Consider the following 24,076-nt stretch of genomic DNA (forward strand, 5'->3'; position numbering starts at 1 on the left):
GTCGCGGTTCGACCGGATGCGCCTGCCGGGCATGAAGGCAGGTGGCGTCGAAGATGATGTAACCGGCGCTCGCTGCGCCGCGGCGCGGCACGATCGGTCGCGCTCGCTGCCGCACCGGCGCGGTCCTGACACGCGCGTTCGGTGCGTGGCATCACGGAAGCAGGGCCGTGGGACGCATCGCGCTGGGCCGGGACCGGCGTTTTTTGCTTAAATGCGGCGAGCGGCCTGGATGGTCGTCGCGCGCGCCCGGGGAGTCCGGCGCGTCGCCTGCTCCGACAACGTTCGAGGAACCGTCAATGTTCAAGCGCCTGGCCAATGTCTTCCGGGGTTTCCTCGCGTTGTTCGTCAAGGATCTCGAACGCCGCAATCCCGAGGCGCTGCTGGAGCTGGAACAGGAGAATCTGCGCAAGCAGATCGCCGGCTACAACCAGGGACTGGCCTCGCACGCCGGCCTGGCCGAGCGCCTGATGAGCCAGGTGCGCAAGCTCGAGGCCGAGGAGCGCGACCTGCGCGCGAAGACCACCGCGCACCTGCGCGCCGGCAACACCGACTCCGCCGGCCAGTACGCGCTGCGCCTGCAGACCATCGCCCGCGAACTGGAAGAGAACCGCCGCCAGCTGGAGCAGGCCGAGGCCACCTACCAGGATCTGGTCAAGGCCCGCGACGTGGCGGTGGCCGCGGCCCGCGCCAAGATCGAGAGCCTGAAGGGCGCGATCAACGACATGCGGATGAAGCAGGCCGTAGCCGAGATGAGCGAAATGGCCTCGGGCATGATCGGCCAGATCGGTGGCTCGGGCGACACGCTCAACCGGCTGCACGAGATGGTCGAGGAAGAGCGCACCCGCGCCGCCGGCCGCGCCCGTGTCGCCCGCGATTCGCTGGACATGGGCGAGGTCAACCTGAAGGAAGCCGAGATGAAGGCGCTGGCCGACCAGGCCCTGGCCGACTTCGCCGCCAGCGAGGGCATCAGTCTGGGCACGGCCGAGGCCGCACCGGCACCGCGCACGATGGGGGCGGCCACGCCGGCCCGCGCCAGCGACAGCGAAAGCTGAGCGCCGCACGCGGCGGCACGGCATGAGCATCTCCGATTCCACGCCTGCGTGGCTGGACGAACTGCGGCTGGCCTACGAGAGCGGTGCGCACGGCCAGTTCGTGCTGTACGGCAACGTCGGCGACCGCTTCCCGCTGGACGGCCGCCTGACCGGGCTGGTGCGCTATCTGGATGCGCGTTTGCTGGGCGGCTTCGATCTGGTCTTCGTCTACGACCCCGGCAACGGCCTGCAGCTGCTGCGCGGCGCCGAACGCTTCCATGAGTGGCCGGCGACCAGGGACCTCGGCCCGCTGCCGCGCGATCCGCAGGCGGCGGTCGAACTGCTCGGACGATGGCTGCGTTACCACGCCAACCTGGTCGCGATGGGGCGGGCCACGCCGCTGCACGTGGCCTGCCTGCTGCGCGGCGCCGACCAGGTGCTGCCGGCCGCGTCGGGCGCAGGCTTCGATGCGGCCAGCCTGGCCAGCCAGGTGCGCGACTGGGCGTCGGAACCGCCGTTTACCGAACTGAGCTTCGCCAGCATCCTGATCGCCGACAACCTGGCCGATCTGGACCAGCGCATCGCATCGAATCCGCGCGCGGCGAAGATCCGCGTGCCGCTGCCGGAAGCGCCGATGCTGGAGCAGGTGCTGGCGCAGCTGCGCATCGATCATCCGCAGGCGTTTCCGGCCGGGCAGGGCGATGTCGAGATCGCCGCCGCGCTGTCCGGCGTCGGCGTCAGCGCGTTGCAGAGCCTGGTCCGCACCCGTGCGCACCAGGGCCTCGAGCTGGCGCCATCGGACTGGAGCGGGATCAAGAAGCGGCTGGTCGAAGAGGACGCCGGCGAGCTGGTCGAGTTCATCGACTCGCGCCGCACGCTGGACGACTACCACGGCCAGGACGCGCTGAAGCAATGGCTGCGCCAGGACATCGCGCTGTGGCGCGGTTCGGACCTGCGCGCGCTGCCGATGGGTTACCTGCTCGGCGGCCCGGTCGGCACCGGCAAGACCTTCCTTGTCGAATGCCTGGCTGGCGAGGCCGGCGTGCCGGTGCTGAAACTGAAGAACTTCCGGGACCGCTGGGTCGGTTCCAGCGAGGGTAACCTGGAGAAGATCTTCCGGCTGATCCGGGCGCTGGGCCGCTGCATGGTGTTCATCGACGAGGCCGACCAGACCCTGGGCCGGCGCGATGCCGGCAGTGGCGACAGCGGCCTGTCCGGGCGCATCTATTCGATGATCGCGCAGGAGATGAGCCGCAGCGACAACCGCGGCCGGGTGATGTGGCTGCTGGCTTCGTCGCGCCCCGACCTGATCGAGGTCGACCTGAAGCGGCCCGGCCGGGTCGACATCAAGATCCCGCTATTGCCGACCACGAGCATCGAGGAAAGTGCGCTGCTGCTGGGCGCGCTGCTGCGCCGCTTCGACCTGCAGATCGATGCCGAGGCGCTGCGCGCGCTGCCATTGCCGTTGCTGCTGACCCCGGGTGCGGCCGAGGCGCTGGCGGTGACCGTCTACCGGCGCGCGAAGACCGGGCCGATGTCGGCGCTCGAGGCGCTGCGCGCCAGCCTCGACGGCTACCAGCCGCCGGTGCCGGCGGACGTGATGGAGTTCCAGATGCGCATCGCGGTGCGCGAGGCCAGTCACATGCAGTTCGTGCCGCCGTCGCTGCGGCATCTGGGCGACGCCGGAGCCGGCGCATGAGCGCGCTGCGCTACCTGCGTGCGGCGTTCAATGCGCGGCCGCTGGGCATGCCGATCCCGCCGAACTGGCTGGGCCTGGCCGCGGTCGGCATGCTCGGCTGGGCGCTGAGTCCGGGCTTCCTGCTGGTCGGGCTGGGGCTGGAAGTGGCCTATCTCGCGTGGCTGTCGAGCAACCCGCGTTTTCGCGCGGTGGTCGATGCGGGTGAACCCGTGGCCGAGGATCCGGCCGAGCGCGAGTACCAGACGATGCTCGGCCAGCTGGCGGCGCAGGCGCGACGCAGGCAGGAGCGGCTGGAAGCGCGCGCGACCGAGATCGTGCGCACGCTGGAGCGCTCGCCGGTGATGGCCTCGCACGTGGACAGCGTCGAGCAGCTGGTCTGGCTGCACCTGCGTCTGCTGGTCGCGCGGCAGACCATCGCGCGCGTGGTCGAGAACGCGCGCGCCGACCGCGAATCGCTGCGCCAGCAGCAGACCCAGATCGGGCAGCGGCTGGAGCGCGAGGATGCCAGCGCCGAGCTGCGCCGCAGCCTGGAGCAGCAGCTGCAGGTGATCGAGGCGCGGCAGGCCGCGCACGGCGATGCCACGCGCCGGCTGGAGCACGTGGAATCCGAACTCGAACGCATCGACCAGCAGGTCGCGCTGATCCACGAACAGGCGCTGCTGGCCACCGACGAGGAGCGCATCGGCACCTCGCTCGATGCACTGGCCGCGTCCTACAACGAGGCTAGCCGCTGGCTGTCCGGCCAGCGCGACCTGCTGGGCGCGCTGGACACCTTCGATACACGACGTCTGCCGCGGCGCGTGCTGCACGGCGGCGATCGCCCCAACGCCATCAAGGAAGGAACTTGAAATGAGCCGAAACACGTCTCCGTCGGGCGGCAGCCGCAAGAGCGGGCTGCTGGTCACCCTGGTGCTGGTCGCCGGTCTGATCGCGCTGGGCGTGTGGCTGATCGGGCGGGATGTGGGCGGTGAAGGCGGCGACAAGGCCATCGCCTCGTCCAGCGCCGCGCGCGCAGGCAGCGGCGAGGCGCCCGAACCGATCGAACCGGTCACCGGCGCGCCGACGCTGGACCGTGCGGCGGCCTACCAGCCGAAGGACGGCATCGTCGATGTCGACATCAGCGAGTACGCCGGCTACGCCGGCCTGATCGTCGCCAACGGCGGCCTCGAGCCGAATCCGGATTCGTTCTTCGCCCGCGAGTACGGCTTCCAGGTGCGGCTGACGCTGAGCGAGGAGGAGGGCTGGTCCAAGCTCAACAACGGCCGCGTCGCCGCGTCGGTGACCACCGCCGACACGCTGGCCGTGCTCGGCCGCCAGTTCGAGGTCGCGGTGCCGGCGCAGATCGGGTTCTCGCGCGGCGCCGACATGGTCGTGGTCGACACCGGCATCACCAGCATCAACCAGCTCAAGGGCAAGGTGCTGGCCGCCTCGCAGTTCAACGAAAGCGAGTTCTTCATCCGCTACCTGGCCAGCGAGGCCGGGGTGCCGGTCAAGGTGCTGCGCGACCTGGAAGCCCGGCCCGGTGCCAACGAACTGGGTCTGGTGTTCTACGAGGACGCGTTCGTCGCCTGCGACGCGTACGCGGTCGAGCTGGAAGCGCGCGCGCCGCGCCTGAACGGCTGCGTCGGCTGGGCGCCGCGCACCGACGAGGTGATCGCCGGTTCCGGCGGCCGCGCCAAGTCGCTGGTCTCCAACCGCAACCTGCTGATCGTGGCCGACCTGCTGCTGGTCAACAAGGGCTATGCCGAAGCGCATCCGGAGCAGGTCAAGGGCCTGGTCCACGGCCTGCTGGAAGGCAACCGCCTGGTCCGCGAGAACGCCGAGCCGCACCTGGGCACGATCGGTCGCGCGTTCGGCTGGAACGAGGGCGATACCCGCACCGAGCTGTCCAAGGTGCACCTGTCCAACCTGCCGGAGAACCTGGCGTTCTTCGAGGGCACGATCGACGCGGCCGGCTCGTTCCAGGGCATCTTCCAGTCCTCGGTGCTGGCCTACGGCAGCCTGATCCGCAATCCCGCCGATCCGGCCCGCTTCGTCGATCTCAAGGCGCTGCAGGCGCTGAAGGGCGAGGGCCGCTTCGCCGACCAGCAGATCGCGATCGCGCCGATCCGCACCGGCGGCGCCAACATCGCACTGGAAGGCGACGCGCTGCTGAGCAAGGACATCCGCTTCTACTTCCTGCCCAACTCCGCGCAGCTGGACCGCGAGGCGAAGGAGAACGACGCCTACCTGGAGACGATCCGCAACTTCCTGCAGGTCAGCCCGGGCTCGGTGGTGGTGCTGCGCGGCCACGTCGACAACGCGCGCCTGGCCGAGTTCGAGCGCCAGGGGGGGCAGCAGCTGGTGCGCTCGATGGCGTTGAAGGCGATGGAGCTGTCGCGCCAGCGCTCGCAGGCCGTCAGCGACGAACTGCGTCGCAAGTATCCCAAGATCGACGGCTCGCGCGTCGAGGTGGTCGGGCGTGGCTGGGAAGAGCCTGCAGGGCCGGACAGCGACCTCAACCGGCGGGTCGAGGTGCAGTGGTTCACGCTGGAGTGACCGCCACGCATGGCCCGCCATGGTGCGCGGGCCATGCCGTCGTGGCGGGCGATTCATTCCGTACCGGTCGCCATGAACGCGTGGAACGGGACGTCGTCCTGCATCCACCACTGCGCGGCCTCGTCCAGGATGTCCAGCAGGGTCTGGCTGTCCTGCGGCCGCAGCGCATGCAGCTGGTCCGCCGCTTCGAACAGCAGCGCGTAGCCGGGGGCCGGCAGCCAGGACAGGTCGCGCAGCGCATCCGACAGCCCATCCCAGTTGCGGCCGATGCCCGACGGCAGGTCCAGCACCGTGGCCAGCCGCAGCAGCAGGCCCTGCTTGTCGCGGCAGCCGTCCAGGTCGATCCGCCGCACCAGCAGGCCGGCATCGCGCGCCGCGGCCGCCAGCGCCGGCAGGTCGCCGGCGTGCACTTCGTAGACGCCCGAGCGGCTGGCATCGCCCAGGCCGAGATCGAATCCGCCGCTCATCGGGCCGGCCCCGCGGTGCGCGGCTGGAAGCTGCGGAAACTGTCGTAGTGGTCGTCGGTGTAGTACCAGTCCCGTGGCGGATCGCCACCGGTCACGATGCGGCGCGCGCCGCGGTGCGACAGGCCGGGCGTGGCCACCGTGTACTCGCGGTAGTAGCCGCGCGGTCGGGCCGGCAGCCGGCCTTCGCGGTTCTGGAAGGTGGTGCCGTCCTGCCGGTGCGGGAAGGGGCCTCCGCGCTGGATCAGGCCGATGGTCTGCTGCGCCTGCGGCGGAAGGAAGGCATCGGCAGCGGCCGTCGCTCCGGCTGGCGATGCCGGTGCGCGGCCGGTCAGCGTCGGCGACAGCTGCGGCCACAGCACCCCGGCGGCGATCAGGACGATGGCGAGGAGGGCGAGCGTGGGCTTGCGCATGGACGACGGCATCGAGGCGGCCGGCCAGTATGCGCGCGTCGCCGGCGGCGGACTTGAACGCCGGCTGCGCCACGCAGTTCACCCCCACGCAACCCGCACGGTCGCAGACTGTGCGCAGTGGCGAATGCAGCCTGCCTGCGCCGACGGGATGCTGATTCCCCGGCCGGGGCCTTGGTAAGCCCGGCACGCATCCCTACACTTGTTCATGCACCGTCCGGACCCCGCCGGGCGACCCATTCAAGGAGACCACCATGGCCTATACCCTTCCCGAGCTGCCGTACGCCTACGATGCGCTGGAACCGCACATCGATACGGAGACCATGAAGATCCACCACACCAAGCACCACCAGACCTACATCAACAACGTCAACGCGGCGCTGGAAGGCACCGAGTTCGCCGATCTGGCGGTCGAGGAGCTGGTGAAGAAGACCAAGTCGCTGCCGGAGAAGCTGCAGGGCGTTGTGCGGAACAACGGTGGCGGCCACGCCAACCACAGCCTGTTCTGGACGGTGATGTCGCCCAACGGCGGCGGCAATCCGGTCGGCGACGTGGCCAAGGCCATCGACAAGGACGTGGGCGGTTTCGACGCGTTCAAGGACGCCTTCACCAAGGCCGCGCTGACCCGTTTCGGCAGCGGCTGGGCCTGGCTGAGCGTCACCCCGGACAAGAAGGTCGTGGTCGAGAGCAGCGCCAACCAGGACAGCCCGCTGATGGACGGCAACACGCCGATCCTCGGCCTGGACGTCTGGGAGCACGCCTACTACCTGAAGTACCAGAACCGTCGTCCTGACTACATCGGCGCGTTCTTCAACGTGATCGACTGGAACGAGGTCGAGCGTCGTTACCAGGACGCGGTGAAGTAAGCCGCCGGCCCCGGCTGGCCGGCAACGGTCGCCGATGCTGATTGGACGCCCCCGCATGCCGGGGGCGTCTGCGTTTCAGGGGGGCGCGTTGGTGGTGCGCTGCTGGCCGTCGCGTGCACGGGCGTTGGATGTCGCGACGGATCCGATGGAGCAGGGCTGGCGGATGGGCGCGTGGCCCGCATGCATCCGATCGTCGCTGCGTGCGCTGCGACCGCGCCGCGCTGCTCGACCGTCGCGACTCCGCCAGCCGGACACGGCTGTGTACCCGGCGTGACGCGTCACGGATCGGGGCCGGCGAATGGCCCCTCCCGGGAAATCCCGAAGCTGGGGCAACTCCGGCACGAGGCCGCCGTGGGCACGGAGCGGGAGTCGGCCACGGCAGCGGACGACCACGATCCGGCACCGCCGCCTGGGGAGTGAACGCCACCGCCGCAATCGCGCGCCTTGCCGGACCACGCTGCAGCGCTCCGGATACGACACGGCCCCGGCGTTGTGCGCCGGGGCCGTGGATCACGAACGGTGATGGTCCGGATCAGTGCGTGGCGGGCGCCTGGCCCTTGCGCTGCTGCTCCAGGTACTCGCGCGAGGGCTCGTCCATCCGGTCGCCAAGCATGCGCCGGACCACGATGAAGAACACCGGGATCATCAGCAGGCCCAGGAAGGTGGCGAACAGCATGCCGCCGATCACGCCGGTACCGATCGCATGGCGTGCGTTGGCGCCGGCGCCGGTGGAGATGGCCATCGGCACCACGCCCATGATGAACGCGAACGAGGTCATCAGGATCGGGCGGAAACGCAGGCGTGCCGCTTCGATCGTGGCCTCGCGCAGGCTCTTGCCGGCCGCCCGCTGCTCGACCGCGAACTCGACGATCAGGATCGCGTTCTTGGCCGCCAGGCCGATGATGGTGATCAGGCCGATCTTGAAGAAGATGTCGTTCGGCAGGCCACGCATCAGGCTGAAGACCACCGCGCCGAGCACGCCCAGCGGCACCACCAGCAGCACCGCCACCGGGATCGACCAGCTCTCGTACAGCGCCGCCAGGCACAGGAACACGACCACGATCGACAACACCAGCAGCAGCGTGGCGGTGTTGCCGGCCAGGATCTCCTGGTAGGACAGGCCCGACCAGTCGTAGCCGAATCCCGGCGGCAGGTCGTTGTCGACGATGTCCTCCATCGCCTGCATCGCCTCGCCGGACGCGCGGCCCGGGGCCGGCGAACCGACGATGTTCACCGCCGAGTAGCCGTTGTAGCGGCTCAGCGACGGCGCGCTGGTGGTCCACTCGGTGCTGACCACGCTGGTCAGCGGGATCATCTCGCCGGCGGCGTTGGGCGTGTAGAAGCTGCCCAGCGCCTCGGCACCCATGCGGTAGGGCGCTTCGGCACGCAGGTTCACGCGCTTGATGCGGCCTTCGTAGAAGAAGTCGTTGGCGTAGACCGGGGCCAGCATCAGGCCGATCGCGTTGTAGATGTCGCTGACCGACAGGTTCATCGACTGCGCCTGCACGCGGTCGACGTGCAGCTGCAGCTGCGGTGCGTCCTCGAGACCGTTCGGACGCACACCCACCAGCCCCTGGTTCTGCGATGCGGCACCCAGCAGCATGTTGCGCGCCTGGGTCAGGGCGGCATTGCCCTGGCCGGTGCGGTCCTGCAGCCACATGTCGAAGCCGCCGAACTGGCCCAGGCCCTGCACGGTCGGCAGGTTGACCACGAAGATGCCGGCCTCCTTGATGCCGTACAGCGCGCCATTGGCCTCCTGGATGAACTCCGGTGCGGTGTGGTCGCGGTCGGCCCAGTCCTTGAGCTTGATGAAGGCCATGCCGACGTTCTCGCCCGAACCGACGAAGCTGAAGCCGGCCACCTGCAGCATGCTCTCGTAGCCGTCCAGGCCTTCCAGCCGGCCACGCATCTGGTCGAACACCGCCTGGGTGCGCTGCAGCGAGGCGCCCGGCGGCAGCTGCACGATGGCCATCGCGTAGCCCTGGTCCTCTTCCGGCAGGAAGCTGCCCGGCATCCGGGTGAACAGGAAGCCGCACAGGATCGACAGCACAGCGAACAGGATCATCCAGCGCGGCGCGTGCTTGACCGCGCTGCCGATGTGGCCGACGTAGGTGTGGCTGATCCGGTCGTAGTACTTGTTGAAGACGCGGAACACCACGTTGGAGTTGGCGTGGTGGCTGGGCTTGAGGAAAGTGGCGCACAGCGCCGGGGTGAAGCCCAGTGCCAGGAACGCCGAGAAGCCCATCGCGATGGCGATGGTCAGCGCGAACTGCTTGTAGATCTCACCGGCCGCGCCGCCCTGCAGCGCGGACGGGATGAACACCGCCGCCAGCACCACGGTGATGGCCACGACCGCGCCGGTGATCTGGCCCATGGCCTTGACCGTGGCCTCGTACGGCGGCAGGCCTTCCTCGGTCATGATGCGTTCGACGTTCTCGATCACCACGATCGCGTCGTCGACGACGATGCCGATCGACAGCACCAGCGCGAACAGGGTCAGCTGATTGACGGTGAAGCCGATGATCGACAGGCCCAGGAAGGTGCCGAGCAGGGCGACCGGGATGACCAGGGTAGGGATGATCGTCGCGCGGAAGTTCTGCAGGAAGATCAGCATCACCAGGAACACCAGGATCACCGCCTCGACCAGGGTCTTGATGACTTCCTTGATCGAGATCTTGACGAAGGTGGTGCTGTCGTACGGCGACATCCAGCTCACACCCTGCGGGAACGTGGGCTGCAATTCGTCCATCTTCGCGCGCACGGCGTCGGCCACGTTCAGCGCGTTGGCGCCCGGCAGCAGCTGGATCGCGAACGCGCCCATCGGCTTGCCGTTGTACTTGGTGTCGAACCCGTAGCTGCCGGGGCCGAACGCCACGCGGGCGACGTCCTTCAGGCGCACGGTGGTGCCGTCGCTGTCGGCGCGCAGGATCACGTTCTCGAACTGGTCCGGCGAGCTGAAGCGGCCCTCGGCCGAGACCGTGGCGGTGAACACCTGGCCTTCCGGCGCAGGGTCGGCGCCGACCGAACCGGCGGCGAACTGCACGTTCTGCGCGCGCACCGCGGCCAGCACCTGGCTGGCCGACAGGCCGTAGCCCTGCAGCTTCTCCGGGTTGAGCCAGATGTTCATCGAATACTCGGAGCCGAACTGCTGCACGCTGCCGACGCCGGGGATGCGCGAAATCTGCTCGATCACGCGCGAGCCGTTGATGTCGTTGAGCTGGTTGCGGTCGACCGCCGGGTTGTCGGAGATCAGGCCGACCACCATCAGGAAGCCGGCGTTGGCCTTGGCCACCACCACGCCCTGCTGGGTGACCTCGGTCGGTAGGCGCGGCGTGGCCAGCGAAACCTTGTTCTGCACCTGCACCTGGGCGATGTCCGGATCGGTGCCGGTCTCGAAGGTCAGGGTGATCGAGGCGCGGCCGTTGGCGCTGGACGAGGAGCTGAAGTACAGCAGGTGGTCGATGCCGGTCAGCTGCTGCTCGATCACCTGGGTGACGGCTTTCTCGACCGTGTCGGCGGAGGCGCCGGGGTAGGTGGCGCCCACCGTGACCTGCGGCGGCGCGATGTTGGGATAGGACTCCACGCCGAGGCCGAGGATCGCGATCACGCCCGACAGCGAGATCAGGATCGCCACGACCCAGGCGAAGACCGGGTGGTTGATGAAGAACTTGGGCATCGGGGCGCTTCCTTAAGCGGCCGGCTCGGCGGCCGCGTCGCTGCGTTCCGCTTCCGGGCCCGGCGCGGTGGCGGGCGCCTGCGCCGGCTTGGCGGCGTCCTCAGGCTTCCACGGTACGGCGTTGACCGGCGCGCCCTCGGCGGCCTTCTGCACGCCGGACACGATCACCTTGTCGCCGGCAGCCAGGCCGCCGGTCACGATCCAGTGGCCCGGGGTGCTGCCGCCGGTCTGCACCGGCTTGCGCACCACGTTGCCATCGCCGCCGACCACGCGGGTGTAGGCGCCGGTGGCGTCGCGCAGCACCGCTTCCTGCGGCACCAGGAACACGCCGCTCTGTTCGCCCAGATTGACCTTCAGGGTCACGAAGCTGCCCGGCAGCAGCGCCTGCTGCGGATTGGGCAGCTGCGCGCGCAGCGAGACCGCGCCGGTGGCCGCGTCGACGGTGGTGTCGGAGAAGTCCAGCGTGCCGGTGTGCTCGTAGGTACGGCCACCCGACAGCAGCACCTGCACGGTCGACTTGCCGGTTCCGGCCAGGGCGACGTTGCTGGAGGTGCGCAGCGACTCGAGCTCGTTCGAGCTGATCGAGAAGTTGGCGTACAGCGGGTCGAGCTGGTCGATGGTGGTCAACAGGGTGGCTTCACCCTGGCCGACCAGCGCGCCTTCGGTCACCTGCTGCTTGCCGGCGCGGCCGGAGATCGGCGCGACCACCTTGGCGTAGCCCAGGTCGATCTGCGCGTTCTGGACCTGGGCGCGGGCGGCCTGGGCGGCCGCGGCGGCGCTGCGCTCGGTCGCCACGGCGTTGTCCAGATCGTTCTGCGAGACGTAGCGCTGCGGCGCCAGCTGGCGCGCGCGCTCGGCCGCGGTGCGGGCATTGGCCGCGGTGGCCTCGGCCTGGGCGAGCTGCGCCTGCGCGGCGGCCAGCGAGGCGCGCAACGGGGCCGGGTCGATCTCGAACAGGACCTGGCCTTCGGTGACGTCGCTGCCTTCCTGGTAGACGCGCTTGAGCAGCACGCCCGGCACCCGCGCGCGCACGTCGGCGCTGCGGTACGGGGCCAGGCGGCCGACCAGGTCGCGCTGCACCGGCACGGTCTGTGGCTGGATCTCGATCACGCCGACTTCCGGCGGCGGTGGCGCGGCGGCTTCCTGCTGCTTGCAGGCGGCGAGGGCCAGCACGGCACAGGCCAGTGCGATGGAACGGGCGGGGGCGGACATGGGGAACTCCGGCGTCTTGAGTCTGGTGGAATGCGGGTTACTGGCGCGGCGCGGGTGGCGCGAACGCCCTGAGAAAGCCATCGACGGCGAAGCGTGCCCACCGGGCACGGGCATCGGCGTCGCGATGCGGCAGCAGGCAGTGCTGCCGGTCCAGGTCCAGACCGGCGAGCATGCCCAGCAGCAGTTCGGCCGCACAGTGCGGATCGTCATGGCGCAGCAGGCCACGGCGCATCGCCTGCTGCAACCAGCTGGCGATGCGGACCACCAGCGCGCCGGCGCCGGCCTCGAACAGGTCGGCGACCTCCTCGGGGAAATGGCTGGCCTGGGCGGTGATCAGGCGCGAGGCCCCGACCGCGTCGGGCTCGCCCAGCCGGGCCAGGTGGCTTTCGGCGAACTGCTGCAGCTCGCTGCGCAGATCCTCGGCGGTGAGCGCCGGCTGCAGGCTGGCATGGGCCAGGCGCTGGCCGATCACCCGCAGCATCAGTGCCTGCTTGGAGCCGTAACGGGCATACAGCGTCTGCTTGGAGCAGCCCGCGCGGGCGGCCACCGCATCCATGCTGATCTGCACGCCCTGTTCGGCGATCAGGGCGCGCACGGCGGCGTGCACCCGCTCGTCGCGGGCGTCGCAGGAAGTGCCCGGCGGGGACTGGATCGACATGCGGAGTGGACTATACCGTCCAGTTCATTATTTTGAAAGTGACGATTCTTGACGCTGTGCAGCACGAGTTTCGCGCGCGGACGGCTACAATCCGGCCACTTCCTTCCACGGTGTGCGTGTCCATGAAAACCCGGCCTCAGGCCTCCAAGGGCAAGAAAGTTTCCTCCAGCGCCGTCAAGGCCGCGTCGACGGGCGTGACGACCGTCGCGATCGAGGCCGGCACCGGCTTTTCGCTGGCGCCCGTGCATGCAGCGGCGCGCAAGCTGGTGCCGGCGGCCCGGCATGCGGAGCTGAAGGAGTTTCTCGACGAGTTCTACCGTCGGATGGAAGAGGACGAGTACCCCAACCACGCCCCCGAGGCCTGGGCGGCGATCGGCGTGGACATGCTGGAGTTCGCGCGCAAGCGCAAGCCGGGCACCGCGAGCGTGCGCGTGTTCAACCCCAGCGCCAAGGCGGACGGCTGGGAGACGCCGTACACGGTGCTGCAGATCGTCAACGACGACATGCCGTTCCTGGTCGATTCGGTCAGCATGGCGCTGGCCGACATGGGCGTGGGCGTGCACGTGCTCGGCCATCCGCTGGTGCGGATCGAGCGCGACAAGGCCGGCAAGCTGCTCCAGGTCGGCGACGGCAAGCCCGAATCGCTGATGCTGCTGGAGATCGACCGCCAGCCGGCCGAGGCGATGGATGCCATCGCCGCCCGCGTCGGCAGCGTGCTCGACGAGGTGCGCGGCGTGGTCCGCGACTGGGGCCTGATGCGCGACCGCATGCAGGTGCTGGCCGACGACCTGGCCACCCGCCGCCTGCCGATCGACGACACCTCGCGGCGCGAGGCGCAGGAGTTCCTGCGCTGGGCCGCGGCCGATCACTTCATCCTGTTCGGCTATCGCGAGTACCGCGTGGTCAAGCAGGGCGGCGAGGACGTGCTGGCGGCGGTCGACGGCTCCGGCCTGGGCCTGATGCGCGGCAAGGACAAGGCCGCGCCGCGCCCGGTGCGCACCCTGGCCGCGCAGGGCCTGAACGAATCCGGTGTCAGCGAGGCGCTGATCCTGACCAAGACCAACGGCCGCTCGCGTCTGCACCGCAAGGGCTACATGGACTACATCGGCGTGCTCGAGTTCGACGCCAGGGGCCGCATCGTCGGCGAGCAGCGCTTCCTGGGCCTGTACACCTCCAGCGCCTACAACCGCCGCCCCTGGGAGATCCCGCTGGTGCGCGGCCGTCACGAGTACGTGATGCGCAAGAGCGGGCTGGCGCCCAACAGCCACAGCGGCAAGGCGCTGCGCCACATCCTGGAGACGCTGCCGCGCGAGGAACTGTTCCAGTCCAGCGAGGAGGAACTGTTCCGCACCGCGACCGGCGTGCTCGGCCTGCAGGAGCGCGTGCGCAGCCGCCTGTTCCTGCGCCGCGACCGCTACGGCCGCTTCTTCTCGGCGCTGGTCTACATCCCGCGCGAGCGCTTCAACACCGATGTGCGCCTGCGCATCGAGGCGCTGCTCAAGGATGCGCTGCACGGCGAGCAGATCGATTCCAGCGTGGTCCTGGGCGAATCGCCGCTGGCGCAGCTGCACCTGATCGTGCGGCCCAAGGCCGGCGAAGTGGTCACTCTGGACACCGCCGCGCTGGAGGGGCGCCTGGCGCACCTGCTGCGCAACTGGCAGGACGACCTGCGCGAACTGCTGATCGCCCGCCACGGCGAGGCCGAGGGCCTGCGCATGGCGTCCGGCTACGGGCGTGCGCTGCCGGCCGGCTACATCGAGGACATCTCGCCGGAGCTGGCCGCCAACGACGTCGAGCAGCTGGCCGCGCTGACCGGCCCGGACGACCTGCGCCTGAACCTGCAGTCGGTGCCGCGCGAAGGCACCGCCGGACTGCGCCTGAAGCTGTACCGCCAGCATGACGACATCCCGCTGTCGGACGTGCTGCCGCTGATGGAGAACATGGGCCTGCGGGTCATCTCCGAACATCCGTACCGCCTGCAGGCCAACGTGCCCGGCGAGGGCGTGCAGCCGATCTACATCCAGGACTTCGAGGTCGAGTCGGCGACGCTGGAAGGCGCCGACGTGGCCGCGCTGGCGCCGGCCTTCGAAGCCGCGTTCGCCGCGATCTGGGCCGGCGACGCGGAGAACGACGGCCTGAACCGGCTGGTCCTGTCGGCCGGCCTGGAGTGGCGCCAGGTCGCGCTGCTGCGCGGCTACTGGAAGTACCTGCTGCAGACCGGCGTGCCGTTCTCGCAGAACTACGTCGAGGAGACGCTGGGCCGTTATCCGCTGCTGGCGCGCCTGCTGGTCGAGCTGTTCGAGGCGCGCTTCCATCCGGTCACCGGATCGGAGTCGGCGGCCGACGTGCGTGCCGGCCAGCAGCGCCTGGCCGATGGCCTGCGCGTGCTCGCCGCCGGCGACGAGGCGACCATCAAACTGCTGCAGGAGGTGGTCGACGCGCGTGCGGGCGACCGCGGCGCGCAGACCGATGCCACCCGCGACGCGCTGCTGAAGCTGCTCGACCGGGTTTCCAGCCTGGATGACGACCGCATCCTGCGCGGCTTCATCGGCGCGATCGACGCGACCCTGCGCACTAGCTACTTCCAGACCGGGGCCGACGGCCGTCCGGGGCACTGCATCAGCTTCAAGTTCGATTCGGCGCTGGTGCCCGACCTGCCCAAGCCGCGCCCGTACCGCGAGATCTTCGTCTACGGCCCGCGCGTGGAAGGCGTGCACCTGCGCTTCGGCCCGGTCGCGCGTGGCGGCCTGCGCTGGTCCGACCGGCGCGAGGATTTCCGTACCGAGGTGCTGGGCCTGGTGAAGGCACAGATGGTCAAGAACACCGTGATCGTGCCGGTCGGCGCGAAGGGCGGCTTCTTCGCCAAGACGCCGCCGGCCAACGGCGACCGCGACGCGGTGTTCGCCAATGGCGTGGCCTGCTACAAGCTGTTCATCCAGGGCCTGCTCGACATCACCGACAACATCGTCGAAGGCAGGATCGTGCCGCCGCTGGACGTGGTCCGCCACGACCAGGACGACCCGTATCTGGTCGTCGCCGCCGACAAGGGCACCGCGACCTTCTCCGACATCGCCAACGGGCTGGCGCTCGACCATGGCTTCTGGATGGGCGATGCGTTCGCCTCCGGCGGCTCGGTCGGCTACGACCACAAGGGCATGGGCATCACCGCGCGCGGCGCCTGGGAGTCGGTCAAGCGCCACTTCCGTGCGCTCGGCCACGACAGCCAGAGCGAGGACTTCACCTGCGCCGGCATCGGCGACATGTCCGGCGACGTGTTCGGCAACGGCATGCTGCTGTCGCGCCACATCCGCCTGGTGGCCGCGTTCGACCACCGCCACATCTTCCTGGATCCGGATCCGGACGCGGCGACCTCGTTCGTCGAGCGCGAGCGCCTGTTCGCGTTGCCGCGCTCGAGCTGGGCCGATTACGACGCCAAGCTGATCAGCAAGGGCGGCGGCATCCATCCGCGCAGCGCCAAGTCGATCGAGATCACCCCGCAGGTGCGCGCGGCGCTGGGCATCGACGAGGGCGTCAAGGCGCTGTCGCCGGCCGAGCTGATGAGCGCGATCCTGAGGGCGCCGGTCGACCTGCTGTGGAACGGTGGCATCGGCACCTACGTCAAGGCCAGCACCGAGCAGCACAGCGATGTCGGCGACCGCGCCAACAACGCGCTGCGCGTCAACGGCGGCGAGCTGCGCTGCAAGGTCGTCGGCGAGGGCGGCAACCTGGGCCTGACCCAGCAGGGCCGCATCGAGGCCGCGCAGGCCGGCGTTCTGCTCAACACCGACTTCATCGACAACTCGGCCGGCGTGGACACCTCGGACCACGAGGTCAACATCAAGATCCTGCTCAACGACGTGGTGCAGGCCAGGAAGCTGACCCTGCCGGCGCGCAACAAGCTGCTGGCCTCGATGACCGACGAAGTCGCGCAGCTGGTGCTGTGGGACAACTACCGCCAGAACCAGGCGATCAGCCTGATGGAGCGGATGAGCGTCAAGCGCCTGGGTTCCAAGCAGCACTTCATCCGCACGCTGGAGGCGCAGGGCCTGCTCGACCGCCAGATCGAATTCCTGCCCAGCGATGCCGAGCTGTCCGCACGCAAGGCGCGCGGCCAAGGCATGACCCGGCCGGAGCTGTCGGTGCTGCTGTCCTACTCCAAGCTGGTGGCCTTCCAGCAGCTGCTGGACTCGGACATCCCCGAGGATCCGTACCTGTCCAAGGAACTGCAGCGCTACTTCCCGGCGCCGCTGCAGAAGAAGTACGCCGATGCGATGGAACGGCACCGCCTGAAGCGCGAGATCATCGCCACCGCGGTGACCAACACCACCATCAACCGGATGGGCGCGACCTTCCTGCTGCGCATGCAGGAAGACACCGGCCGCAGCCCGGCCGAGGTCGCCAAGGCCTACACGATCAGCCGTGAGACGCTGGACGCGCGCAGCCTGTGGAACCAGATCGACGCGCTCGACGGCAAGGTGCCGGAGGCTGCACAGATCGACGCCCTGCAGGTGATCTGGAGCCTGCAGCGCTCGTTCGTACGCTGGCTGCTGAACCGCCCGGGCCCGATGCCGAGCATCACCGAGGCCGTCGAGCGCTACCGCGATCCGTTCAACGACATCCGCGTCGCGTCCGGTGTGCTGCCCGATGCACAGCGGCCGGCCTACGAGGCGGCGCTGCAGGAGTGGAAGGACAAGGGCATGCCGGCGGCGCTGGCGCAGCAGCTGTCCGAACTGCCGCACCTGGAACGGGCGTTCGACATCATCGAGCTGGCGCGTTCGCGCAAGCTCAAGCCGGTCGATGTCTCGCGCGTGCATTTCCGCATCGGCGACGCGCTCGGCCTGCCGTGGCTGTTCGAGCAGATCGACGCGCTGGCCGTCGACGGGCGCTGGCATGCGGTCGCCCGTGGCGTGCTGCGCGACGAACTGTCCGCGCACCAGCGCGTGCTGGCCGGGCAGGCCATCGCGCAGCCGGCCGGCGATGCCGATGCCAAGGTCCAGCAGTGGCTGAACCGCGAGGATGCCTCGCTGCGCTTCACCCTGGGCATGCTGGCCGAGCTGTCGGCGCAGAAGACGCTCGACTATCCGACCCTGTCGGTGGCCGTGCAGAAGCTGGGCCAGCTGGCCGCACATGGCTGAACCGGCGCGCCCACCGCGGACCGTCCCGGTCCGCGGTGAGGCGTCCATCGTGGTGATGGCGGAGTCTGCGCGTGGGCCGGGCAGGACGGTATCCTGAGCCGGTCCACACGGAGCCAGCGATGAGCCTCACCCCACGGATCGCCTTCCTCGCCAGTACCGCGCCGGCCGCGCAGGAAGCCCTGGCGACCATGGTCGCCAGGCACGGCCAGCACGCGCCCGACGAGGCCGACGTGATCTGCGCGCTCGGCGGCGATGGTTTCATGCTGCAGACGCTGCACCGGCACGGCGCCAACGGCAGGCCGGTGTATGGCATGAAGCTGGGAACGGTCGGGTTCCTGATGAACCAGTATCCCGGCGACGATCTGCTCGAGCGCCTGGCCGCGGCCGAACCGGCCACGCTGCGACCGCTGGAGATGCTGGCCCAGACCGAGTCGGGCAGCAGCACCGGCTCGCTGGCCTACAACGAGGTCTCGCTGCTGCGCCAGACCCGGCAGGCCGCGCATATCCGCATCGGCCTCAACGGGCAGACCCGCCTGGACGAGTTGATCGGCGACGGCGTGATGGTCGCCACCCCGGCCGGCAGCACCGCCTACAACTTCTCCGCGCATGGCCCGATCCTGCCGCTGGGCTCGCACACGATCGCGCTGACGCCGATCGCCGCGTTCCGTCCGCGCCGCTGGCGTGGGGCCATCCTCAAGGCCGACACCGAGATCCGCTTCGAGGTGCTCGACCCGTACAAGCGGCCGGTCAGCGTCACCGCCGATTCGCACGAGACCCGCAACGTGCTGGAAGTGGTGATCCGCGAATCGAGCGAACACACCGTGACCCTGCTGTTCGACCCCGAGCACAACCTCGAGGAACGTATCCTCAGCGAGCAGTTCGTGGTATGACGTCCACGCCCGTCCGCGCCCTGCGGACGGCGGCGGACGGGCCGAGGGGAGGATCCTTCCCGCTCCGGAAAAACCGAGCAAAGCTTCAACTGAAGGGGAGGGGTCCCGTGAAGTTGGTGTATCTGGTCCTGCTCTGCGCCGTGTCGGCGCAGGCGGCAGGCGCATGCGTGTTCAAAAGCAATTTGTCGCCGTTCCCGGCAGAGGCGGCCACGCTGGTCGACACCGCCGAGCTGCCGGCGCCCGAGATCGAGGCGACGCAGGTCACCCGGGGGCTCGGCGGCGGCGCGACCTGCGACGCGCTCGGGTTCCTGTCGGTGCAGCTGCGCTGGCCGCGCGGCAGCCGCTGGAACCTGGAGCAGATCGGCTTCGAGTACCGGCTCGTCTCGGGCGAGGCGCCCGACGGCATGCTGCCGGACGGCATCGTGCGCTCGCCGGCGTCGGGGCGCCGGGCCGAGCATCAGTTCACCTGGCCCGACGGGACGCCCGACCGCCAGCAGGCGTTGCGGCTGCAGCTGGAGGTGCGCGCGGTCACGCCCGACCGCCAGCGCGGCCCGCCGGTGCTGCTGCGCATCGATGCGTCGCCTGGCAGCTGAGCCGGCAACGGCCGGCTGCGTCGTGGCGGCGGTTTGCGGATAATGCGCGCATGAATCCACTCGACGACAACGCCACCCGCCTGCTGACCATCGCCGTCACCTCGCGCGCCCTGTTCGATCTCGAAGAAAGCCATGCGATCTACGAAGAGCAGGGGCTGGAGGCGTATGCCGAGTACCAGCGGCAGATGGAGGACGAGATCCTCGAGCCGGGCGTGGCCTTTCCGGTGGTGCGCAAGCTGATGGCGCTGAACCGGATCCTGCCGCCGGAAGTGCCGCGGGTCGAGGTGATCCTGCTGTCGCGCAACTCGGCCGATACCGGCCTGCGGATCTTCAACTCGATCCAGCACTACGACCTGGGCATCATCCGCGCGGTGTTCACCTCCGGCGAGCCGACCTGGCCGTACGTGGCGCCGTTCGGCACCAACCTGTTCCTGTCGGCCAACCCCGAGTCGGTCCGACGCTCGCTGCAGCACGACGTGGCGGCGGCGACGATCCTGCCGGCGCGTGCGGTCAATGCGCCGCGCGACCAGCTGCGCATCGCCTTCGACGGCGATGCGGTGATCTTCAGCGACGAGAGCGAGCGCATCTCGCGCGAGCAGGGCGTGGAGGCGTTCGGCCTGCACGAGCGCCAGCGCGCACGCGAGGCGCTGTCGGGGGGGCCGTTCCGCAGCTTCCTGTCGGCGCTGCACGAACTGCAGGCGGTGTTTCCGCCGGGCGAGAACGCACCGATCCGCACCGCGCTGGTCACCGCGCGCTCGGCGCCGGCCCATGAGCGGGTGATCCGCACGCTGCGCGAATGGGGGGTGCGCCTGGACGAGGCGCTGTTCCTCGGCGGTCGCGCCAAGGGACCGTTCCTGGCCGCCTTCGGCGCGGACATCTTCTTCGACGATTCGGCGCACAACATCGACAGCGCCCGCCTGCATGTGGCGGCGGGCCACGTACCGCATGGCGTGGCCAATCCGGAAAACGACTGACCGGTTCCGCCGGGAAAGCTGCACTGCACGGCGCGGCGATCACCGATGGCGCGTCCACGCGAGGTTCCGGCAGCCTCGAAGAGCATCCGCGCCGCCTGTCACACGCCCAGGCACATGGACGCATGCGCTGTCCGCGGAGGCACCGGGCACGGCGTCGCGCGGTCAGGGCATCTGCTGCAGCGCCAGCTGCACGTCCACCACGCGCCAGCGCAGGCCCTGAGGCTCCAGTACGACCTGCAGCGGCGGCAGGTCCGGCCCGCGCGCGATCTCGAGCACGAAGCGGTCCAGGCGTTCGAAGCGGTGGTGCGCGTCCTGCAATGGACGCGCGGGCTCCACCGGCGCATGGATGCTCTCGCCCTGCAGCTCGTTGCGGCCGCGCTGCCACAGCACGTGGCCCTGCAGCATCGCGCCGATGCCCAGCGGGGTCAGCAGCGTGTCCAGCGCCGCTCCGCCGAGCTGGTCGCCCAGTCCGTGCAGCAGGGCGCCGAACGGCCCGGCGGCGATGTCCGGCCCGGCCCGTCGCAGCAGATGGTCGTTGAGCTGTGCACGCAGGCTGGCACGCACGCGCGGGAAGTCGACGTAGCGGTCCAGCTGCGAGACGTCGCGCCGCTCGATCGCGCGCGACAGGCCGTGCACCGCCAGATAGGGGCCGGAGAACCACCAGCCGGCCAGCAGCACGGCCAGCACGACGAGCAGGGCAAGCGTTTTCTTCATGGCGGCACCGGGCTGGGCAGACCACGCAAGACTGCCGCAGCGCGTGCGCGGCCGGGTGAAGGCTCAGTGACTGGGGGAGCCGCTGCCATCGCCGAAAGCCGTTCGCAGGCGCGCGAACGATTCGGCGTCCAGCGCATCCGGGTCGGTGCGCAGTATCTGGGCCAGGTTGCCGGGCCGGGTCGTGCCGAGGATCGCCGAGGCGACGCCGGGGTGCCGGAGAACGTAGGCGAAGGCGTTCTGCGCCGGCGACTGGCTGCCGATCGAAGCGAGCGCCCTGCGCATCGTCGCGGCGCTGCGCATCAGCCGCCGGCTGCTCGGCTTGAGCAGGGCGCGGGCCAGATACCAGCCGTCGGCCAGCCGTGGCCAGTGCAGTCGCCGTGGCAGCAGGTGGCCCTGGGCGAGCACGGTGCCGGCCAGCACGCCGATCCCGGCCGCGTGCAGGCGCTCGATCAATGGCGCGCGATCCTGCTGCAGCGCGTTGAAGTCCAGCAACACCGCATCGAACAGCGTCGGCTGCGCGATCATCCACTCCACGGTCGATGCGCTGTGCGTGTTGATTCCCAGGTGACGCACCAGCCCGCGTTCGCGCAGTCGCTGCAGTGCCTCCAGCAGCGGCGCATCGACCTGGTGTTCGCCGATGCCGTGCAGTTGGAACAGGTCGAGGTAGTCGGTGCCGAGGTTGCGCAGCGAGGCCTCGCAGCTGGCGATGATCGCGGCCGGGGAGAAGTCGCGGTGCTCGATGCCGCGCACGCCAGCCTGCCCGGTCAGGGTGCCGGCCTTGCTGGAGATCACCAGCGTGTCGCGCGGGAAGCGGGACCACAGCGGACGCAGGATGCGACCCAGGCGCGGCTCGGCATTGAAGCCCGAATAGTTGTGGCCTGTGTCCAGCAGGTTGACGCCCGATTCCAGCGCCTGCGACACCACGCGCGCCGCATCGGCTTCCGGAAAGCGGCGATGGCCCCAGAAGCCGGAACAACCAAGCCCAACCGGCGAGACCTCGATCCCGCTGCGTCCAAGCACGCGTCGCTGATGCGGCAGTGCGACCGGTGCCGGCATCGCGCTCAGAACTCCAGGTCCAGCGCCGCGCACAGGTAATCGACGAATGGGGCCAGCGTGACCAGGTCGGCCTCCAGCGTGCTGCGCAGGCGCGGGCCGGTCATCGCCGCGTCGTCCAGTGCGCGCAGGAACACCCAGTTGCGGTGCTTGAGGTCGTCGATGAACGCGAAGTCGGCCGGGAAGCCGCGCGGCGGCCGCACCAGGGTCTCCGAGTCGTCCAGGGTGAACTTCCGGCGCAGTTTCGGATCGTGCGCCGCGGTCTTCCAGCTGCCGGGGTTGTCGAAGATGAACTGGCGCACGCGACGCTGGGTGTCGGATTCGGGATGCCACAGCCCGGCGCCGACGAAACTGCCGCCGGGCTGCAGGTGCACGTAGAACGACGGTGCGGCCACTTCGCGCCGCCGCGCATGGAACAGACGCGCCCCCTGCCAGGTCTTGTAGGGAGACTTGTCGTTGGAGAAGCGCGCGTCGCGGTGGATCCGGAACAGCGAACCGCCGACCCCGCGCGTGTCGGCGCGGAAGTGCGGGCTGATGCCGGCCAGCGCCGGCTGCAGGTCGCCGATCAGGCGCAGGAACGGCTGGCGGACGTGGTCCTCGTACTGCTGGCGGTGGTCGTTGAACCAGGCCTTGTCGTTGTGGCGGGCGAGCCCGCGCAGGAACCTGAAACTGGCATCGCTGAAATAGGTGGTCATAGCGTGTTCTGCAGGTCGCGGCCCCACCGCTCGAGCTGGTCGAGCAGGACCAGCCGCCCGCCGTCGCCGGCGTGGGTGCCGCGCAGTGTGGCGATCTCGTCGAAGAAGCCGGTGAAGGTGTACTCGGACAGCCCGCTGTCGTCGCACAGGCGTCGGCGGCGGTAGTCGTCCCAGCGCTGGCGCTCGTCGCCCGACAGCGTCTCGGGCCAGTTCCGTGCCCGGTAGCGGAACAGCAGTTCGGGCAGCCGCGCATCGCGGAAATCGAAGCTACGCGTGGCCAGGTCGGTGGGCGAGGTCGCCCGGACCTGGCCGATCAGGCGGCGGTCGCCTTCGCCGGTGAACCCGTCGTAGAGCGAGGCGTCGACATCGGACGGCGCGCGGGCCTCGGCACGTGCGAACACCTGGCGCGCCTTCTCGGCGAGTTCCGGACCGAGCGCGCGAATGCGTTCGGCCCTGGCCAGCATGGTGTCGGGGTCGATGCCCAGGCGCGCGAAATCCGGCGCGCGCAGATGTGCCCACGGCACCAGCATCGGCGAACGGTTCAGGTGCACTTCCTTGAGCGGCACCCGCTGCACGTCGGGCGGGAGATCGGCGGCCGGCGTGTACAGACGGTCGGCGATGGCGTCGGCCGGCAGCGACAGCAGCGCATCGACATCGCCGTCCAGGTCGAACACGATCGCGCGATTGCCGATCGACGGATGCATCGCCAGCGGCAGCACCGGCGCGGCGCACAGGCGGGTAGCCGGATAGCGCTGCGACACGTGCAGCAGCGGCTGCATCGCGACCGGATCGACCAGGCTGGCCGCGTGGCGCTTGTCGCGCAGCTTCAGCGCGTAGTCCCAGAGCCGCGGCTGCGCCTGGCGGAACAGCCGGGCCAGGCCGATCGTGGCGTACACGTCGGACAGCGCCTCGTGCGCGTCGCCTTCGCGCACGTCGTTGGCCAGGGCCAGGTGCTCGAGCTTGAACGAGGTCGCGCCATCCTCGCGCCTGGGCCAGACGATGCCGTCCGGACGCAGCGCATGCGCCAGGCGCATCACGTCGAGCAGGTCCCAGCGCGAGTTGCCGCCGCGCCACTCGCGCTCGTACGGGTCGTGGAAGTTGCGGAACAGCGTGTGCCGCACGTACTCGTCGTCGAAGCGCAGCGAGTTGTAGCCCAGCGTGCAGGTACGCGGACGCGCCATCTCCTCGGCGATGCGGCCGATGGCGTCGGCCTCGGTCAGGCCCTCGCGCAGCGCATGCTGCGGGGCGATGCCGGTGATCAGCGTGGCCACGGGCGAGGGCAGCAGATCGTCGGCCGGGCGCACGAACAGGCTGATCGGCTCGTCGATCACGCGCAGCTCCACGTCGGTACGGACCGCGGCGAACTGGGCGATGCGGCTGCGGCGCGGATCGGCGCCGAAGGTCTCCAGGTCGTAGAAGAGGAAGCTGTCGGACATGGGCGGCCGGATCGGGAATCTGCGGCCATTGT

At 69.8% G+C, this 24,076-nt stretch carries 18 protein-coding genes; 9 read left to right on the forward strand and 9 right to left on the reverse strand.

Annotated elements, in window-relative coordinates; genetic code table 11:
• The first annotated feature begins 296 nt into the window (after positions 1-296).
• From IB242_RS05775 to IB242_RS05790, 4 genes are read left to right on the forward strand one after another with little or no spacing between them, the layout of a single operon-like run.
• Entirely contained in the window at positions 297-1,052 is a 756-nt protein-coding gene (locus IB242_RS05775; protein ID WP_192276778.1) for a PspA/IM30 family protein, read from the forward strand.
• Between the two features lie 22 nt (positions 1,053-1,074).
• The gene (locus tag IB242_RS05780; protein WP_192276781.1) at positions 1,075-2,730 is read left to right on the forward strand and encodes an ATP-binding protein; all 1,656 of its coding nucleotides are present in this window, start codon (positions 1,075-1,077) and stop codon (positions 2,728-2,730) included.
• Positions 2,727-3,578: a hypothetical protein gene (locus tag IB242_RS05785; RefSeq protein ID WP_192276784.1), complete on the forward strand. Its 852-nt coding sequence runs from the start codon at positions 2,727-2,729 to the stop codon at positions 3,576-3,578. Before IB242_RS05780 ends, IB242_RS05785 begins: the two co-directional genes overlap by 4 nt.
• Position 3,579: 1 nt before the next feature.
• A complete protein-coding gene (locus tag IB242_RS05790; RefSeq protein WP_192276787.1) occupies positions 3,580-5,268 on the forward strand; it encodes a phosphate ABC transporter substrate-binding/OmpA family protein in 1,689 nt (562 codons plus the stop codon).
• Positions 5,269-5,321: 53 nt separating this feature from the next.
• Here IB242_RS05790 and IB242_RS05795 read toward each other — a convergent pair whose 3' ends face one another.
• Positions 5,322-5,735, reverse strand: coding sequence for a barstar family protein (locus tag IB242_RS05795; RefSeq protein ID WP_192276790.1), 414 nt, complete (start codon positions 5,733-5,735; stop codon positions 5,322-5,324).
• Positions 5,732-6,145 carry a ribonuclease domain-containing protein gene (locus IB242_RS05800; RefSeq protein WP_192276794.1) on the reverse strand — a complete coding sequence of 138 codons (414 nt, stop codon included), beginning with the start codon at positions 6,143-6,145 and terminating at the stop codon, positions 5,732-5,734. Before IB242_RS05800 ends, IB242_RS05795 begins: the two co-directional genes overlap by 4 nt.
• Positions 6,146-6,396: 251 nt before the next feature.
• Between IB242_RS05800 and IB242_RS05805 the strand changes: the two genes are divergently transcribed.
• On the forward strand, positions 6,397-7,008 hold the full coding sequence (locus tag IB242_RS05805; protein WP_192276797.1) for a superoxide dismutase: 612 nt from the start codon (positions 6,397-6,399) through the stop codon (positions 7,006-7,008).
• Positions 7,009-7,540: 532 nt separating this feature from the next.
• Here the strand turns inward: IB242_RS05805 and IB242_RS05810 are convergent.
• Genes IB242_RS05810 through IB242_RS05820 form a run of 3 tightly spaced genes read right to left on the reverse strand, consistent with a single transcriptional unit; the run spans position 7,541 to position 12,554 of the window.
• A complete protein-coding gene (locus tag IB242_RS05810) occupies positions 7,541-10,684 on the reverse strand; it encodes a multidrug efflux RND transporter permease subunit (protein ID WP_192276800.1) in 3,144 nt (1,047 codons plus the stop codon).
• A 12-nt stretch (positions 10,685-10,696) separates the two neighbouring features.
• Positions 10,697-11,896: an efflux RND transporter periplasmic adaptor subunit gene (locus IB242_RS05815; RefSeq protein WP_192276803.1), complete on the reverse strand. Its 1,200-nt coding sequence runs from the start codon at positions 11,894-11,896 to the stop codon at positions 10,697-10,699.
• A 37-nt stretch (positions 11,897-11,933) separates the two neighbouring features.
• Positions 11,934-12,554 (reverse strand): TetR/AcrR family transcriptional regulator, encoded by a 621-nt coding sequence (locus tag IB242_RS05820; RefSeq protein ID WP_192276808.1) that lies wholly within the window; start codon positions 12,552-12,554, stop codon positions 11,934-11,936.
• A gap of 194 nt (positions 12,555-12,748) precedes the next feature.
• Here IB242_RS05820 and IB242_RS05825 point away from each other — a divergent pair, with 194 nt between their 5' ends.
• The 4 genes from IB242_RS05825 (at position 12,749) to IB242_RS05840 (ending at position 20,146) form a co-directional block, all read left to right on the forward strand.
• Entirely contained in the window at positions 12,749-17,689 is a 4,941-nt protein-coding gene (locus IB242_RS05825; RefSeq protein WP_343237105.1) for an NAD-glutamate dehydrogenase domain-containing protein, read from the forward strand.
• 119 nt (positions 17,690-17,808) lie between these two features.
• Complete coding sequence (locus IB242_RS05830; protein WP_192276814.1) at positions 17,809-18,579, forward strand: NAD kinase; 771 nt, start codon at positions 17,809-17,811, stop codon at positions 18,577-18,579.
• 107 nt (positions 18,580-18,686) lie between these two features.
• Complete coding sequence (locus tag IB242_RS05835) at positions 18,687-19,172, forward strand: hypothetical protein (RefSeq protein ID WP_192276817.1); 486 nt, start codon at positions 18,687-18,689, stop codon at positions 19,170-19,172.
• Between the two features lie 50 nt (positions 19,173-19,222).
• Positions 19,223-20,146, forward strand: coding sequence for a 5'-nucleotidase (locus tag IB242_RS05840; protein WP_192276820.1), 924 nt, complete (start codon positions 19,223-19,225; stop codon positions 20,144-20,146).
• A gap of 162 nt (positions 20,147-20,308) precedes the next feature.
• Here the strand turns inward: IB242_RS05840 and IB242_RS05845 are convergent, their stop codons facing one another.
• The 4 genes from IB242_RS05845 to sbcB all read right to left on the reverse strand — a co-directional run bounded on the left by IB242_RS05845 (position 20,309) and on the right by sbcB (position 24,044).
• Positions 20,309-20,860, reverse strand: coding sequence for a DUF2939 domain-containing protein (locus tag IB242_RS05845; RefSeq protein WP_192276822.1), 552 nt, complete (start codon positions 20,858-20,860; stop codon positions 20,309-20,311).
• Positions 20,861-20,923: 63 nt separating this feature from the next.
• Positions 20,924-21,916, reverse strand: a complete 993-nt coding sequence (locus IB242_RS05850) for an aldo/keto reductase (protein ID WP_192276824.1) — start codon at positions 21,914-21,916, stop codon at positions 20,924-20,926.
• A gap of 5 nt (positions 21,917-21,921) precedes the next feature.
• Positions 21,922-22,608, reverse strand: coding sequence for a DUF2461 domain-containing protein (locus tag IB242_RS05855; RefSeq protein WP_192276826.1), 687 nt, complete (start codon positions 22,606-22,608; stop codon positions 21,922-21,924).
• Complete coding sequence (sbcB, locus tag IB242_RS05860) at positions 22,605-24,044, reverse strand: exodeoxyribonuclease I (protein ID WP_192276829.1); 1,440 nt, start codon at positions 24,042-24,044, stop codon at positions 22,605-22,607. Before sbcB ends, IB242_RS05855 begins: the two co-directional genes overlap by 4 nt.
• Positions 24,045-24,076: the final 32 nt, after the last annotated feature.

Origin of the sequence: Xanthomonas sp. XNM01 (assembly GCF_014851915.1) — a bacterium.
Classification (GTDB): Bacteria; Pseudomonadota; Gammaproteobacteria; order Xanthomonadales; family Xanthomonadaceae; genus Pseudoxanthomonas.

What these genes read in the sequence shown, in the direction of transcription:
- IB242_RS05775 (WP_192276778.1), top strand. Translation starts at nt 297, where the DNA reads ATGTTCAAGCGCCTGGCCAATGTCTTCCGGGGTTTCCTCGCGTTGTTC.
- IB242_RS05780 (WP_192276781.1), top strand. Translation starts at nt 1,075, where the DNA reads ATGAGCATCTCCGATTCCACGCCTGCGTGGCTGGACGAACTGCGGCTG.
- IB242_RS05785 (WP_192276784.1), top strand. Translation starts at nt 2,727, where the DNA reads ATGAGCGCGCTGCGCTACCTGCGTGCGGCGTTCAATGCGCGGCCGCTG.
- IB242_RS05790 (WP_192276787.1), top strand. Translation starts at nt 3,580, where the DNA reads ATGAGCCGAAACACGTCTCCGTCGGGCGGCAGCCGCAAGAGCGGGCTG.
- IB242_RS05795 (WP_192276790.1), bottom strand. Translation starts at nt 5,735, where the DNA reads ATGAGCGGCGGATTCGATCTCGGCCTGGGCGATGCCAGCCGCTCGGGC.
- IB242_RS05800 (WP_192276794.1), bottom strand. Translation starts at nt 6,145, where the DNA reads ATGCGCAAGCCCACGCTCGCCCTCCTCGCCATCGTCCTGATCGCCGCC.
- IB242_RS05805 (WP_192276797.1), top strand. Translation starts at nt 6,397, where the DNA reads ATGGCCTATACCCTTCCCGAGCTGCCGTACGCCTACGATGCGCTGGAA.
- IB242_RS05810 (WP_192276800.1), bottom strand. Translation starts at nt 10,684, where the DNA reads ATGCCCAAGTTCTTCATCAACCACCCGGTCTTCGCCTGGGTCGTGGCG.
- IB242_RS05815 (WP_192276803.1), bottom strand. Translation starts at nt 11,896, where the DNA reads ATGTCCGCCCCCGCCCGTTCCATCGCACTGGCCTGTGCCGTGCTGGCC.
- IB242_RS05820 (WP_192276808.1), bottom strand. Translation starts at nt 12,554, where the DNA reads ATGTCGATCCAGTCCCCGCCGGGCACTTCCTGCGACGCCCGCGACGAG.
- IB242_RS05830 (WP_192276814.1), top strand. Translation starts at nt 17,809, where the DNA reads ATGAGCCTCACCCCACGGATCGCCTTCCTCGCCAGTACCGCGCCGGCC.
- IB242_RS05840 (WP_192276820.1), top strand. Translation starts at nt 19,223, where the DNA reads ATGAATCCACTCGACGACAACGCCACCCGCCTGCTGACCATCGCCGTC.
- IB242_RS05845 (WP_192276822.1), bottom strand. Translation starts at nt 20,860, where the DNA reads ATGAAGAAAACGCTTGCCCTGCTCGTCGTGCTGGCCGTGCTGCTGGCC.
- IB242_RS05850 (WP_192276824.1), bottom strand. Translation starts at nt 21,916, where the DNA reads ATGCCGGCACCGGTCGCACTGCCGCATCAGCGACGCGTGCTTGGACGC.
- IB242_RS05855 (WP_192276826.1), bottom strand. Translation starts at nt 22,608, where the DNA reads ATGACCACCTATTTCAGCGATGCCAGTTTCAGGTTCCTGCGCGGGCTC.
- sbcB (WP_192276829.1), bottom strand. Translation starts at nt 24,044, where the DNA reads ATGTCCGACAGCTTCCTCTTCTACGACCTGGAGACCTTCGGCGCCGAT.